Source organism: Mesorhizobium sp. WSM4310 (assembly GCF_007003935.1).
In the GTDB taxonomy this organism is placed as follows: Bacteria; Pseudomonadota; Alphaproteobacteria; order Rhizobiales; family Rhizobiaceae; genus Mesorhizobium.
In genome coordinates this window covers 173,135-185,958 of record NZ_VFTA01000010.1, presented here as the reverse complement: position 1 = coordinate 185,958, position 12,824 = coordinate 173,135, and the positions used below count along the sequence as shown (strand labels likewise).

Genomic DNA, 12,824 nt, shown 5'->3' with positions numbered 1-12,824 from the left:
GTCTTGAGCCCGCCCCACCTCAACCATCGCCGATCCTGTACTCAGTGTCCGAGCGCTTTGAGCCAGCCTTCAAAGGAAGAGGCCTTCTCGTGTTCAGCAAGCGAAACAGAGTGGGCGGGGCGCGGCAACACCACAGTACTGCGGCCTTCGCGGGGGCTGTAACCGAATTCCTTGCTGAATGCTCGGCTGAAATTAGCCGCTGAACTGAACCCGAAGGCCTCGGCAATATCAACAATCCGCCGGCTGTCCGCCGGATCGCTAAGCGCAACATGGGCTGCCAGAAGGCGGCGGCTTTGTATGTAATGAAGAACACCACCGCTCGGTTCGAACAATTGATAGAGACGGGAGCGTGATACGCCGAGAGCCCGGCACATTGAATCCGGCGTCAGATGAGCCGCATCCAGATTGTTTTGGACGTATCGACGCGCTCGCTCCATCAGCGCGACACTCGCCAATTGTTCAGCGGCCGCAGCATGTTCCGTCGGAGGCGCGAGGCAGGCAATGATCATGCTGCGCGCTGCGTGTACGATGCGGGGCAGATCTTCAGCCGTCAGACTGCGCAGTCTTGCTTCGACGCTATTGACGTAGTCGACCAAGAGGTCGGCAAAGTTGCCGGACAGAATTGAATTGTTCTTTGCGTCGAGGGTTGACGCCGCATCAGAGAACAAATCACGCGGCAGATAGAGAAAGAGACTTTCCGAGTCCGTTACCCTCCCGCGAAACGGATAGCCAAGCGATCTGATCTCCAATTTGCCCGACAGGTTTTCCGCAACGCGGCGATCCACCTCCGTCCACGACCGGCCAGTACGTGGCAAGACGATATACCAGTGATCGATCGAACTGGATCGGAGCTTCGCGGCGGAACGCATGTAGCTATGTGCCGGCGCGCGCTGTTGAACGATCAGCATGCCGCCGAGATTCCAAGCCGTGTGGTCGGCGGGAAAGCCATCGTCCGGCAATTTGTCATCCGGCAACCTGACCTCGACAAGCGGTGTCATATGCGCTTGCCATGCGGCGAATTGATCCTCTGGCGCCAGTTCGAGCGTTGAAAAGGACAAAGGTTCGAGCGCCGGCCCGAGCGGCGGAGCAGCCTCATTGTGAGGTGGACCTTCGCGCGGCCAACGACGCCGATCAAGGTCCCGCAGCTGCCGCGCAGGGGCCTCGTCTTGCCTTTTAGTGTCCATCGCGTGGTGCCATATCCGAATCGGGTATGCCCATGCCCCCCACAATCATGTGGTGTACGTCAGGCATCTGGCAAGACTGCGGAACCCAAGTCGACAAAAAGCGGCGATCACGCTGGATCGCAGCAAGAAATGCATTCCGAGATAAGTTTCTGGATGCGAAGATAACGACACTCTTCGACTCGATGCGTATAGATTCTGGCATGGTGAAATATTAGTCGAGGAGGCTACCGACATGAACGCAAAGCTCAACAGTGAGGCTCGCCGCAAGATAATTCTTGATGGATATGGCAACAACGAGCCGTTGAAAGTTATTGCGGAAAAGATCGGATGCTCACTGGCGAGTTTGAAAGTCACCGCCAGTAAACTCGGCTGCACTCGAACCGCGAAAGAGGCGGCGGATTTTCGGCGAGGATTTCATGTCCCGGAACACAAGCGGCAAGATTACTACCAGCTTATGATTGCTGGTCAGTATAAAGCTCGTGAGTGTGCGCTGATTTTGGGACTCTTAACAGAGGAATCATCAGGCGGCAGATAAACTTATTCCAATACACTGTGGGCGATATTATCACGTAAGGATTCCATCACGTCAGCGGTTTATCAGTAAAAGCCCGCCGCCAAGCACGGGGGCAGGCCCTGAAAGGTTCGCACAGATGCTGCGTCGGCGTTTCAATCACACCTGCCTGAGCCCCCTCGACCTGGCTAATTGCGAGCGCGTGTTCGATCAGGTCTGCGCGGATGAGAATCTCGACCCTTTGGACCCGGACGCAGAAATCTTGGCGGTGATGGTTGTGGCCATTTTTCGAAATGCGCACACCAGCGAGCGCGAACTTCTGGAGGCGGTCAGGTCTCGTCGGCAAAAGGCTCCGGGAACCGAGCACCAGAGCAATTCCAGGAAAGTGTGAAGCGGTTGCCGGGCTTGGGATCATGGTACTAAGCGCGTGGGATGTGGCTGATGATCTGGCAACGGGGAGATTGCAGGCTATTCTCCCGCGTTGGTCATCGCCGCCTGCTGACGTGGTTGCACTGCTTCATGCCCGCCATGGGCGGTCGAATGGATTCCTGCAAGCGCCCAGGGGGGCCCTAAACTCACCTCCGTGGCGTCGGTGATAATGTCCGCTTTCTCGCATGGTCTTCCCCCCTGAAGCTGCCAGTCGGATACCCGGCCCCATCTCGGCCGTTTAGTGATAAGGCTGCGGACTGAACCGTCCAATAGAGCTGACTGTGTGCCGCGATACCGTGACAATAAAAAATGGCGACTCTTCCCGCTCTCCGTTCTTCATTACGCATCAAGTGCGCCCGACGGTTCTGCGTTTCCTTTCCAACGGTCCGACTGAGCTGACAGGTTGCAGCGTCTGAAGTAAATGCCGGACTGTCTCGCGGAGGGTTTTGACGTACTAAGGCGTGCAAATCGGTGGGTCGGAAAGGAACGACACCGGAACGTGACGTAGATCGAGCAAAGACGCTCTCGTCAATTCAGGCGGTGGTTGAAGCGATCGATCCTGAGATCATCGAGCGGCGTTTCGCAGCGGTCGGTCACAATGAGTTCGGCCATGGCGTCGCCAACGCCGGGGCCGAGCTGGAAGCCGTGCCCACTGAAGCCGAAGGCGTGGAATAGCCCTGGCGTCGTCGCCGAGCGTCCCATCACCGGCTGCATGTCCCTGACATAGCCCTCGCAGCCGGACCAGGTGCGGATGACCGCGACCTTTGCGATCGCCGGCAGCAGCCGCGCCACTGCCCGCAACTGCGTCGGCAGGCGCATGGGGTCGGCGCTGGCATGACCCGGATCGAGGTCCACCGCCACCCGTTCGGCCGCTCCGCCGAAGACGATGTTGCCCCGTTCGACCTGGCGTAGATAGGCGCCATGGTCTTTGTCGCGCGTCCAGATGCCGACCACCGGCAGGATCCGATGCGGCAGCGGTTCGGTCACGCCCATTTGCGGACCGCGGGCGTCAAGCGGGACTTCTTCGCCGAACCCAGCGGCGATGCGCGCGCCCCAGGCTCCGGCGGTGTTGAGCAGGCACTCGGAGGCGAATGTGCCCATCGAACTGGTGACAAGGAAACCGGAGCCCGTATAGGTGATCTTCCCGACCTCGGCTCCCTCGATGATTTGCGCCCCCAGTTTGCGGGCCGCTGCGGCAAAGGCCGGCGCTATCAGCCGTGGATTGCCGCTGCCGTCATGCGCAGAGAATGACGCGGCGATCGCGTCGGCGCCGAGGCCGGGAAAGCGGGCGCTAATCTCGCGTGGGCCGAGTTCTTCCAGGTCGAGGCCCCAGGGCTGCGCGGCTTGGGCATAGGCCCGCATGTCGGCAAGGCTTCCTTCATCGAAGATCAGCCGGACATGACCGGTGGCGCGGAACTCGACGTCGCGGCCAAGCATCCTTTCGGCTTCGCCCCACAGTCGGAGCGAGCGGTGGGCGAGTGGAAGCTGGGACAGATGGCGTCCCGTGCGCCGGATGTTGCCGAAGGAGGCGACTGTCGCTCCGGTGCCGACCCGATTGCGCTCGATCAGCGTCACGCGCGCGCCGCGCCGGGCGAGGAAATAGGCCGAAGCCGTCCCCATCAGTCCGCCGCCCAGCACGATCACATCCATGGTTATTCCCTAGAGCATGATCCCGAAAAGTGGGAACCGGCTTTCTCGGACAAACGGTTTCCGTTTGTCCAGAGATCATGCTCCAACAAAGAGCTGGATGATGGCTATTCGACCAAATGTCATCCTCATCCAGCGCGGAGCGGACAATCCCTGAAGGCGCCGATCTTGTCGGCACCGCTTGATTGCGTCAAAGATGCGTTTGGACAACAGCCATAAGCTTAGCCTATGGAGTGGCAATGCGTGCCCGTCAGCTCGAAGTGTTCATCGCCGTCATGCGCTCGGGCACCGTGACCGCCGCGGCGCGGATGCTGAACATCTCCCAGCCCGCGCTCAGCCAGATCCTGCTCCACACCGAGGACGAACTCGGCTTCACGCTGTTCGAGCGGGTGAAGGGCCGGCTGCGGCCGACCCCGGAGGCACTCGAGATCTTCGCCGATGCCGAGAGGCTGTCGGCGGGGCTGGAGGGCTTGCGCCGCAAGACCACCGACCTACGTTTGGGCCGGACGGGGCTGGTGCGGGTCGCGGCCTCGCCGCCGCCGGCCATGGCTATCTTGCCGCGCGCATTCACCAGCTTCCGGGCGCAGCATCCCGATATTTTGCTGCGTTCCCACAGCGCGCCGATCGCCGCAATCGTCGACATGTTGCGTGCCGGCGATGCCAGCCTCGGCGTGGCCTTGGACGACCGGCTGCCTCCCGATATCGATGCGGAGGTGATCGGCAGCGTCGGCTTCGCCTGCCTGCTGCCCGCCGGGCATGAATTGGCCGGGAAAACCGAGTTGAGCCTCGCCGATCTCGCCGGGGAAGAGTTGATATCCTATCGCGGAAACACCCGCCCCGCCGACGAGTTGGCCCACTCGGCCCGCGCGCAAGGTGTGGCGCTTTCGCCGTCGCTCGAGATCGACGTCTCCATCTCGGCGGTCGGCTTCGTTCAGGCCGGCCTGGGTGTCGCCCTGGTCGACGCGCTGCTGCCCTGGCACCAGTTTGCCGGGCTTGCCGTCAGGCCGCTCGCGAATGGGCCGGAATTTCCGATCGCGCTGCTCACGTCGCGCACACGGGCTCTCTCGCGGGCCGATGAGATGATGCGCGACCAGATCCGCACCGCCTGCTCCGTCGTGCTGGGCGGTGCCAGGGCATAAGCAAGACTTATATCGTTCCTCGTCATACGTCTTGGACCCTGGCAATCCTGTCGTGTCAGCTTTGGTTGGCAGACAGGAAGGGACGCATCATGGATGGTGTCATCACGGCCAACGAGGCGCGGAACGAAACCGACTGGAAGGTCGGCGTCGATATCGGCGGCACATTCATTGATTTCTGCGCGCTGGAAGCCCGCTCCGGTCGCGTCGCCTCGCTGAAAGTGCTGACGACGCCGGAGGATCCGGGCGCCGAGCTGATGACGGGCCTCACGCTTCTGGCCGAACGCGAAGGCTTTGATCCTGCCCGTATGACGCGCTTCGTGCACGGTACGACGGTTGGCATCAATACGATCATCCAGCGCAAGGGCGCACCGCTCGCGCTGTTCACCAATGCCGGCTTCGAGGACGTCATCGAACTGGCGCGGCTGCGCATGCCGGACATGTATTCGCTGTTCTGCGCGCGGCCGGATCCGCTGATCTCGCGCGACATGGTTTTCGGCATCCCGGCCCGCATGCGTGCCGATGGGAGCGAATCCCGGGCGCCGGACATGGCGGCGGTGGAAAGGGCGGTGGCAGTGGCAAAAGCAAACGGGGCGCAAGGCATTGTCGTGTCCTTCCTCCATTCCTGGCGCAATGCCGCCCACGAAGTTTCAGTGAATGCGACGATCGCGCGTCTTGCGCCCGACCTCTTCGTCTTCTCCTCGGCCGAGGTCTGGCCGGTCATCCGCGAATACGAGCGCAGCTCGACCGCCATCCTCAACGGCTATGTCCATCCGCGCGTCTCCGGCTATCTGACGGCGCTGGAACAGCGGTTGAAAAGTCGCGGCGTGCCGGCCCGTCCGATGCTGACGAAGTCGAACGGCGGATTGATGAACGCTGCCGAGGGCAAGCGCGCCTGCGTGAATATGCTTTTGTCGGGAACGGCCTCCGGTGTCATCGGCGCCGCGTGGCTGGCGCGTCAGGCAGGCGAAGACAAGATTCTTACACTCGACATCGGCGGCACCTCGGCCGACTTCGCGCTCATTATCGGCGGCGAGGCGCAGTTCGGCACCGGCGAGCTGATCGGCGAATTTCCTCTCCATATCCCCTCCGTGTCGGTCAGCTCGATCGGCGTCGGCGGCGGCTCGATCGCCAGTGTCGATGCGCAGGGGGTGCTACGGGTTGGACCGGAATCGGCCGGTTCGGCGCCGGGACCGGCCTGCTACGCCCGTGGCGGCGAGAGGCCGACGGTGACGGACGCCATGGTGGTGTGCGGATGGCTCGGTCACAGCGAGATGGCCTATGGCCAGCTCAGAATCGATACCAGCCTGGCGCATCGCGCGGTCGGCGAGCTTGCCACCCGGCTCGGCCGCCCCATCGAGCAGACCGCGCAGGCGATCCTCGATATCGCGGTGTCGGAGATGTTCGTCGAGGTCGAGAAGCTCGCCTCGCGCGCCGGCGTCGACTTGCGCGACTTCACGCTGATGCCTTTCGGCGGCGGCGGGCCGATGCTCGGCGCTTTTCTTGCCCGCGAACTCGGTATGAAGCGCGTGATGGCGCCGCGACGCCCCGGCGTGGTGTCGGCGCTCGGCGGACTGGTGGCGGATTTGCGCGGGGATTTCATTCGCACCATCTTCACCCCGCTCTCGGGCGTGTCGCTCGCCGGAATTCGCGAGGCCTTCGAGGCGCTGGCGCAAGAGGGACGCGACTGGCTTGCGGCGCAGGGGCACGACGCGGCCGCGAACCTCACTTTCTCCTGCGACATGCGCTATGTCGGGCAGAGCTATGAGATCGAGGTTGTCCTGTCGCCGCAATGGTTGGCAGATGGTGATGCGGTCGCCATCGCGCAGGCCTTCCATCTCACCCATCAGCAGCTCTACGACTTCCACGACGTTGATGGCGAGATCGAGCTCGTGAACGTCCGGCTGTCCGCAGTGGGCGCGGGGCCGAAGCTCTCCCTCCCGGAGACCGACGAGATCAACGCTCCGGCAATCCCGGCGCGTCGTCTTCCCGTCTACACGGGCGCGAGCGTCGAGACCGTCGACCTCCACAACCGGCAGACCCTCGTGCCGGGCAGCACGTTCCACGGGCCTGCCGTGGTCGTTCAGGAAGACACCACCTTCGCCATTCCTGCCGGAGCGCAGGCAAGGGTTGACCGCCATCTCAACCTTCTGCTGACCTTCGCGGAGTAACGCCATGTTTGACCGGACAAACCTACAGGTTCTGGCGAACCATGCCCGCGCGGCCGCCGAGAACATGGCGCACACGCTGCATCGCACCGCGCACTCCGCTTTCGTCAAGGAGACGCAGGATTTCACGGTGATGCTGATGGACCGTTCAGGCGCGACCTTCGCCGTGCCGATGGAACTCGGTGCCACCTGGTACCCGGGGCTTTCGTATCACCGCGCGATCGCGATGGTCGACGACTACCGGCCGGGAGATGTCGCCTTCACCAACGATCCCTATTCCGGCCACGTCGCCACGCACGCGCCAGACACGCATCTGTGGAAGCCGGTCTTCGTCGACGGCGACATCGTCGCCTGGACCGGTGGCCATATCCACAACACCGACATGGGTGGTGCGGTGCCGGCTTCGCTCAGCCGGGCGCTGACCGAAATCCATCAGGAAGGCATCCGCTTTCCGCCCATGAAGCTGGTGAATGAGGGCATCTTTGACGAGTCGATCCTGCGGATCATGAGCACCAATGTTCGGAAGCCCGACCTCAACATCGGCGACATCAAGGCGCTGGTCGGCGCGCTCAACACCGGCGAGCGCAAGATCCAGGCAATGGTGCGAAAGTTCGGCAAGACCGGCTTCATTGAAGGCGTTTCCGCGCTTCTCGACCAGGCGGAAGCGCAGGCGCGCGACGTGCTGCGTTCCATGCCCGACGGCACATGGGAATTCTGCGATTATGCCGACGAGGATTCCGTCGAGGCCAATCCGTGCCGGCTGAAGCTGAGGCTGACGATCAAGGGCGATGCGGCGGTGCTCGACTTCACCGGCTCCGATCCGCAGCTCGGCTCCTCGCTCAACGTGCCTTCGGGCGGCGACCCGCGACACACCATGCTGCTGGTGGGCGTCTACTACGTGCTCTACACACTCAACCCGAAGATCCTGCTCAACACCGGCCTGACCCGGCCGTTCACCTGCATCACGCCTCAAGGTTCGGTGCTGAACCCGGTCCATCCCGCCGCTGTCGGCATGCGCTCGCTCACTTGCGCCCGACTGCGGTCGGTCATCTTCGGTGCCTTCTCGCAGGTGATGCCCGAGCGCCTGCCCGCGGCGCCGGCCGGCAACAACTGCATCGTCAACGTCATGACCACTGACGAGCGCACCAGCCGGACCGTCATCACGGCGGTGAATCCCGTGGTGGGCGGCGGCGGCGCGATGCCGCATCGCGATGGGACCAATGGATCAGGCGCGGATGCCGCCTATCTCAAGAACACGCCGATCGAGATTACCGAGACCGAGACCCCGGTCGAATTCGTGAAATATGGGCTCGCCAAGGACAGCGGCGGCGCGGGCCGTTGGCGCGGCGGGCTGGCGACAGAGATGGCCTTCCGCGTCTTCGCTCCTGATTCCAGGATCACGGCCCGCAACCGCGACCGCAGCTTCTTCCGTCCCTGGGGCGTGCTGGGCGGCAAGGCGGCCGGCCTGTCGGACATGATCGTCAATCCAGGGACCGAGCACGAGCGGCGGCTGGGCAACATTGATACCACTGTGCTGCAGCCCGGCGATGTGCTTGAGATCCGCTCCGCCGGAGGCGGCGGACGCGGCGATCCACATCAACGCGAACCCTGGCGGGTCGCACAGGATGTGCGGCGCGGCTACGTCTCGACGACAGCTGCCGAGCACGACTATGGCGTCGTCATCCGTGGCGGCGAGATCGACGAGCAGGCAACGGGGCAACTGCGTGCGCGGCAGGAGCCGGCCGCCGGCCACTTCCATTTCGGTCCGGAGCGCGACGGCTACGAAGCGCAGTGGACGCCGGACGCCTATGACCGGCTCACTGCCATATTAATTGGTTTGCCGATCCATTGGCGGTTCTTCACCAAGACGGAGATTTTCCGCCGCATGAAGGGGCGCTGGGGACCGGAGGGCGTCCAGGCGGCCTTCGATGCTGTCTGCGAACGCTTCCCCGAACTGCCGCGTCCGCGCCCCGTGCGAGAGGCCGCGGAATGATCATCGCCGGCCGTATCGTCAGGCTGGCCGAGTTCGACCGGGCAGAGGTGCATTTCTATCTCGACGGGCAGATGTGCAGTGCATTGGCGGGCGACACCGTGCTGACCGCCATGCTGGCTTCAGGCCACGTATTGCGAAAATCCGAGTTCGGGCCCGAGTGGCGCGCCGGGTTCTGCCTGATGGGAGCCTGCCAGGATTGCTGGGTGTGGCAGGACGAGGGACCACGCCTGCGGGCGTGCTCGGCCCTTATCGTGGAAGGTCTGCGGTTACGCACGACGACGCCGGAGAGCTGGCCATGAGCGAGACGACGCCGCCTCGGATCGTGATAGTCGGCGCTGGCCCTGCCGGCATAAGGGCCGCAGCCATGCTGGTCGAGGCCGGGCTCCATCCGGTGGTGATCGACGAGGGGCAGCGCGCGGGCGGGCAGATCTATCGCCGTCCGCCTGCCGGATTCGCTCGCACCGCGAAACAACTCTACGGATCGGAGGCGGCGAAGGCCAGCGCGCTGCATCAGCTCTTCGACCGGCTGGCCGAAGAGAGGCGCCTTACCCATTGCGCGGGAAGCTCGGTCATCGCCGTGCAGAAGGGTAGGCTGCATGTGCTGGGGGAGGGCGGCGTGCAGGTGATCTTCCATGACCGCCTGATCCTTGCCACCGGCGCGTCCGACCGTGTCGCTCCGGTCCCGGGCTGGCAGAACGCCGGCGTCTACAGCCTCGGCGCGGCGCAGATCGCGCTCAAGGCGCAGGGCGTGGCGCTTGGGCGGCGCATCGTCCTAATCGGATCGGGGCCTTTGCTGACGCTGGTCGGCGCCCAGCTCGTCAAGGCTGGAGCCGATGTGGCGGCGGTGCTGGACACTTCTCCCTGGCATCAGCAGATGCGGGGGCTCTGGCAGCTTGCCGCCCGACCGCTGGTGGCGCTGCGCGGTCTGGCCCTGCGAGCAAGGCTCGGCGGCCGCTACCATGCGGGCGTGACGCTCGAGCGGATCGAGGCTGACGAAAAAGGTGTCACGGCAATGCGCTGGCGCGACGCCAGCGGCTGGGAGCACTGCACTCCTTGCGACATGATAGGCATGGGCTGGCACCTGCGGGCGGAGACGCATCTGTCCGACCTGGCGGGATGCGCCTTCACCTATGACGAGCAGTGGCGGCAATGGCTGCCGAAGACCGACCAGATGGGGCGCGCTGGCAACGGGACCTATCTCGCGGGCGATGGAGCTCGTCTTCTGGGAGCAGACGCTGCGGAGATCGCGGGGCGTCTGGCGGCAGCGGCGTGCCTTGCCGATCTTGGATTTCCAGCGCCTTCCACCGCGGCCGATCTGCGCGAGCTTGCGCGGTTCGAGCGCTTTGCCCTTGGCATGGCTTGCGCCTTTCCCTGGCCTGCCGCGATGATGCGGGCACTCCCCGACGACGCGGTCGTCTGCCGTTGCGAGAACGTGACCGCCGGAGATGTACGCGAAAGTGTGGATTTCGGCAGCGGCGAAGCGAACAGGGTGAAATCGCTGTCGCGCGTCGGCATGGGGCGATGCCAGGGACGCTATTGTCAGTTGGCCGCCGTCGAACTCATCGCGGCGCAGACCGGCTGCACGCCCGCTACAGTAGGCCGGTTGCGCGGGCAAGCGCCTGTCCGCCCGGCGCCTGTCGGCGCTTTGCTGCGGGACGGCTGATGCGGTTTCACAGCGATCTGGAGTGCCGGAACTTTGGGTTAAAAGTCGGCAACCTTTCCCCAGACCGAAGTGTCGAAGCGCCTGGGATCATAGGATTGCGGATCGACGATCGGTTGCGACCCGGTCATCAGATCGGCGACGAGGTGCCCGGCGCCGGGCCCGATGCCGAAGCCGTGTCCCGAGAACCCGGCAGCCAGGAAGAAACCCGGAACGGTATCAATCTCGCCGATAGCGGGCACGCCATCCGGTGTGCTGTCGATGTAGCCGGCCCAGGCCGCGCTGATCCTGGTCTTTCGAAGTTCGGGCAGAAGTTCGAGTGCCCGGGCATGGGTCAGGCGGATAGTAGCCTGGTCCGGGGCCGGATCGAGGATGCGCATCCGCTCCATCGGCGTCGGCTGGTCGAGCCGCCAGCGGCGGAGCGTTTCGTGGCCCGAGCACATGCCCTGCAGGCCGCCGGGCGCGAGGCTGCGCCACCGCTTCAGGAACATGGGCAGGAACTGCGAGGAGAAGCGCAGCTGCTGCGGCGTCACGTCCACGCGGCCGCGTCCACTTATGGCGAGCGTGTAGCCGCCGTCGCCGCGTCGAGTCGCCGAAATCCTTGCCGTGTGCAGCGCATCCGGCAGTCCCTCGGCGCCGGGCGAGACCGACAGAATGGAGGAGCGGATCGACGCCTGCGGAAAGCGGAAACCGAACTGCCGGCAAAAGGAGGATGCCCAGGCGCCGCCGGCCAGCACCGCCACCTTGGTCCGGATCGTCCCGCTTTCGGTGATCACGCCGCTCAGGCGTCCGCCCTCGGTCTCGATGCCACGCGCGGCGCAATTCTGGAGCACGGAGCCGCCGAGCTGGAGGATGGCGCGGGCGACCGCGGGCGCGGCCCGCGACGGATCGGCGGTGCCGTCGGTCGGCGAGAAGACACCGCCCTTCCAGGTCCGGCCAGTGGCGCGACCCCGCTCGCTGGCCTCGGCGCTGTCGAGCATGTGCGTGGTGACGCCGGCCGTCCTGGCGAAGTCACGCCAACGCACCCAGCCGGCCAGTTCCGCCTCGTCATTGCTGAGATAGAGCAGGCCGCAGCGGCGGAAGCCGGTGTCTTGGCCGCTTTCCGTCGCGAAGCTGTCCCACAACTCAAGGCTTCGGGTCGCCATCGGCAGTTCGCGGACGTCGCGGTTCTGCTGGCGGCACCATCCCCAGTTCCTCGAGGACTGCTCGGCGCCAATGCGGCCCTTTTCGACAAGCGCCACCTTCAGGCCGCGCCGTGCCAGATAATAGGCCGCGAAGATGCCGACGATGCCGCCGCCGATCACCACCGCGTCCGCGGTCCGCGGCGGTTCGCCAGATGTCTCGATTTGCTGCAGTGGTGCGCGCATGGTCTCTCTGCCTTGACGCGCCAATCTACCGTGTTGTGCAGGCAGCCGCTGCCGCAGTTGAAGTTGAAGCAGAATTTTATTCCGGCAGCCCGGTCGAAATCGGGAGCCACTGCGTTTCAAAGCGCTGTCCACTTGGATGGACAGGCCAACGGGCTGTGGTAGTGTCAATGCCTACGAGCAAGGCAGCATTTTGTGCTGCGGCATGCGTTCTGCGGAGACGGCCATGAAACTGGATCGGATCGACATCAAGATTCTATACGAATTGCAGAAGAACGGCCGCATCACCAATGTGGAACTGGCTGATCTGGTGCATCTGTCGCCGAGCCCGTGCTTGATGCGGGTGAAGAAATTGCAGTCGGAAGGCTACATCGAAGGCTATTCCGCGCAGGTCAATATCGGCAAGCTCGGCCAGACGCTGACCGTGTTCACCGAAATCACCTTGAAGAACCATCGCCAGGTCGACTTCGCCCGCTTTCTCGCCGTTGTGGAGAAGATTGACCAGGTCATCGAATGCCACCTCGTGTCGGGCGGCTACGACTATTTGATGAAATTCGTGACCGCCGGCATCGCCGAGTACCAGACCATCATGGAGCGGCTGACCGACATGGATATCGGCATCGACAAGTATTTCAGCTTCGTGGTGCTGAAGTCCCCGATCGTCAAGGCGCACATGCCGCTGCCCAGCCTGTTTCCGAGGTGAGGCACTGCCGCCTATAGTTTTTGCTTTGA

At 63.9% G+C, this 12,824-nt stretch carries 11 protein-coding genes; 8 read left to right on the top strand and 3 right to left on the bottom strand.

The window, feature by feature from the left end; genetic code table 11:
• Window positions 1-41: 41 nt before the first annotated feature.
• Window positions 42-1,184, bottom strand: coding sequence for a helix-turn-helix domain-containing protein (locus tag FJV80_RS13970; protein WP_095775974.1), 1,143 nt, complete (start codon window positions 1,182-1,184; stop codon window positions 42-44).
• A 232-nt stretch (window positions 1,185-1,416) separates the two neighbouring features.
• Here FJV80_RS13970 and FJV80_RS13965 point away from each other — a divergent pair, with 232 nt between their 5' ends.
• Window positions 1,417-1,719 carry a hypothetical protein gene (locus tag FJV80_RS13965; protein ID WP_142876677.1) on the top strand — a complete coding sequence of 101 codons (303 nt, stop codon included), beginning with the start codon at window positions 1,417-1,419 and terminating at the stop codon, window positions 1,717-1,719.
• A gap of 115 nt (window positions 1,720-1,834) precedes the next feature.
• On the top strand, window positions 1,835-2,086 hold the full coding sequence (locus tag FJV80_RS13960; protein WP_095775973.1) for a hypothetical protein: 252 nt from the start codon (window positions 1,835-1,837) through the stop codon (window positions 2,084-2,086).
• 566 nt (window positions 2,087-2,652) lie between these two features.
• Here the strand turns inward: FJV80_RS13960 and FJV80_RS13955 are convergent.
• Window positions 2,653-3,774, bottom strand: a complete 1,122-nt coding sequence (locus FJV80_RS13955; RefSeq protein WP_142876676.1) for an FAD-binding oxidoreductase — start codon at window positions 3,772-3,774, stop codon at window positions 2,653-2,655.
• 236 nt (window positions 3,775-4,010) lie between these two features.
• On the opposite strand from FJV80_RS13955, the gene FJV80_RS13950 reads away from it, so the two are divergent.
• From FJV80_RS13950 to FJV80_RS13930, 5 genes are all read left to right on the top strand, one after another.
• Complete coding sequence (locus tag FJV80_RS13950) at window positions 4,011-4,910, top strand: LysR family transcriptional regulator (RefSeq protein WP_142876675.1); 900 nt, start codon at window positions 4,011-4,013, stop codon at window positions 4,908-4,910.
• An 89-nt stretch (window positions 4,911-4,999) separates the two neighbouring features.
• A complete protein-coding gene (locus FJV80_RS13945; RefSeq protein ID WP_142876674.1) occupies window positions 5,000-7,078 on the top strand; it encodes a hydantoinase/oxoprolinase family protein in 2,079 nt (692 codons plus the stop codon).
• A gap of 4 nt (window positions 7,079-7,082) precedes the next feature.
• Window positions 7,083-9,068 (top strand): hydantoinase B/oxoprolinase family protein, encoded by a 1,986-nt coding sequence (locus FJV80_RS13940; protein ID WP_142876673.1) that lies wholly within the window; start codon window positions 7,083-7,085, stop codon window positions 9,066-9,068.
• Window positions 9,065-9,367: a (2Fe-2S)-binding protein gene (locus tag FJV80_RS13935; RefSeq protein ID WP_095793293.1), complete on the top strand. Its 303-nt coding sequence runs from the start codon at window positions 9,065-9,067 to the stop codon at window positions 9,365-9,367. Before FJV80_RS13940 ends, FJV80_RS13935 begins: the two co-directional genes overlap by 4 nt.
• On the top strand, window positions 9,364-10,731 hold the full coding sequence (locus FJV80_RS13930; protein WP_142876672.1) for an FAD/NAD(P)-binding oxidoreductase: 1,368 nt from the start codon (window positions 9,364-9,366) through the stop codon (window positions 10,729-10,731). The genes FJV80_RS13935 and FJV80_RS13930 overlap by 4 nt, the downstream gene beginning before the upstream one ends.
• A gap of 38 nt (window positions 10,732-10,769) precedes the next feature.
• Here FJV80_RS13930 and FJV80_RS13925 read toward each other — a convergent pair whose 3' ends face one another.
• A complete protein-coding gene (locus tag FJV80_RS13925; RefSeq protein WP_142876671.1) occupies window positions 10,770-12,095 on the bottom strand; it encodes an FAD-binding oxidoreductase in 1,326 nt (441 codons plus the stop codon).
• A gap of 223 nt (window positions 12,096-12,318) precedes the next feature.
• On the opposite strand from FJV80_RS13925, the gene FJV80_RS13920 reads away from it, so the two are divergent.
• Window positions 12,319-12,795 carry an Lrp/AsnC family transcriptional regulator gene (locus FJV80_RS13920; protein ID WP_027167818.1) on the top strand — a complete coding sequence of 159 codons (477 nt, stop codon included), beginning with the start codon at window positions 12,319-12,321 and terminating at the stop codon, window positions 12,793-12,795.
• Window positions 12,796-12,824: the final 29 nt, after the last annotated feature.

Coding starts and splice junctions, on each gene's coding strand:
- FJV80_RS13940 (WP_142876673.1), top strand. CDS start 7,083: ATGTTTGACCGGACAAACCTACAGGTTCTGGCGAACCATGCCCGCGCG.
- FJV80_RS13970 (WP_095775974.1), bottom strand. CDS start 1,184: ATGGACACTAAAAGGCAAGACGAGGCCCCTGCGCGGCAGCTGCGGGAC.
- FJV80_RS13950 (WP_142876675.1), top strand. CDS start 4,011: ATGCGTGCCCGTCAGCTCGAAGTGTTCATCGCCGTCATGCGCTCGGGC.
- FJV80_RS13920 (WP_027167818.1), top strand. CDS start 12,319: ATGAAACTGGATCGGATCGACATCAAGATTCTATACGAATTGCAGAAG.
- FJV80_RS13965 (WP_142876677.1), top strand. CDS start 1,417: ATGAACGCAAAGCTCAACAGTGAGGCTCGCCGCAAGATAATTCTTGAT.
- FJV80_RS13945 (WP_142876674.1), top strand. CDS start 5,000: ATGGATGGTGTCATCACGGCCAACGAGGCGCGGAACGAAACCGACTGG.
- FJV80_RS13935 (WP_095793293.1), top strand. CDS start 9,065: ATGATCATCGCCGGCCGTATCGTCAGGCTGGCCGAGTTCGACCGGGCA.
- FJV80_RS13925 (WP_142876671.1), bottom strand. CDS start 12,095: ATGCGCGCACCACTGCAGCAAATCGAGACATCTGGCGAACCGCCGCGG.
- FJV80_RS13930 (WP_142876672.1), top strand. CDS start 9,364: ATGAGCGAGACGACGCCGCCTCGGATCGTGATAGTCGGCGCTGGCCCT.
- FJV80_RS13955 (WP_142876676.1), bottom strand. CDS start 3,774: ATGGATGTGATCGTGCTGGGCGGCGGACTGATGGGGACGGCTTCGGCC.
- FJV80_RS13960 (WP_095775973.1), top strand. CDS start 1,835: ATGCTGCGTCGGCGTTTCAATCACACCTGCCTGAGCCCCCTCGACCTG.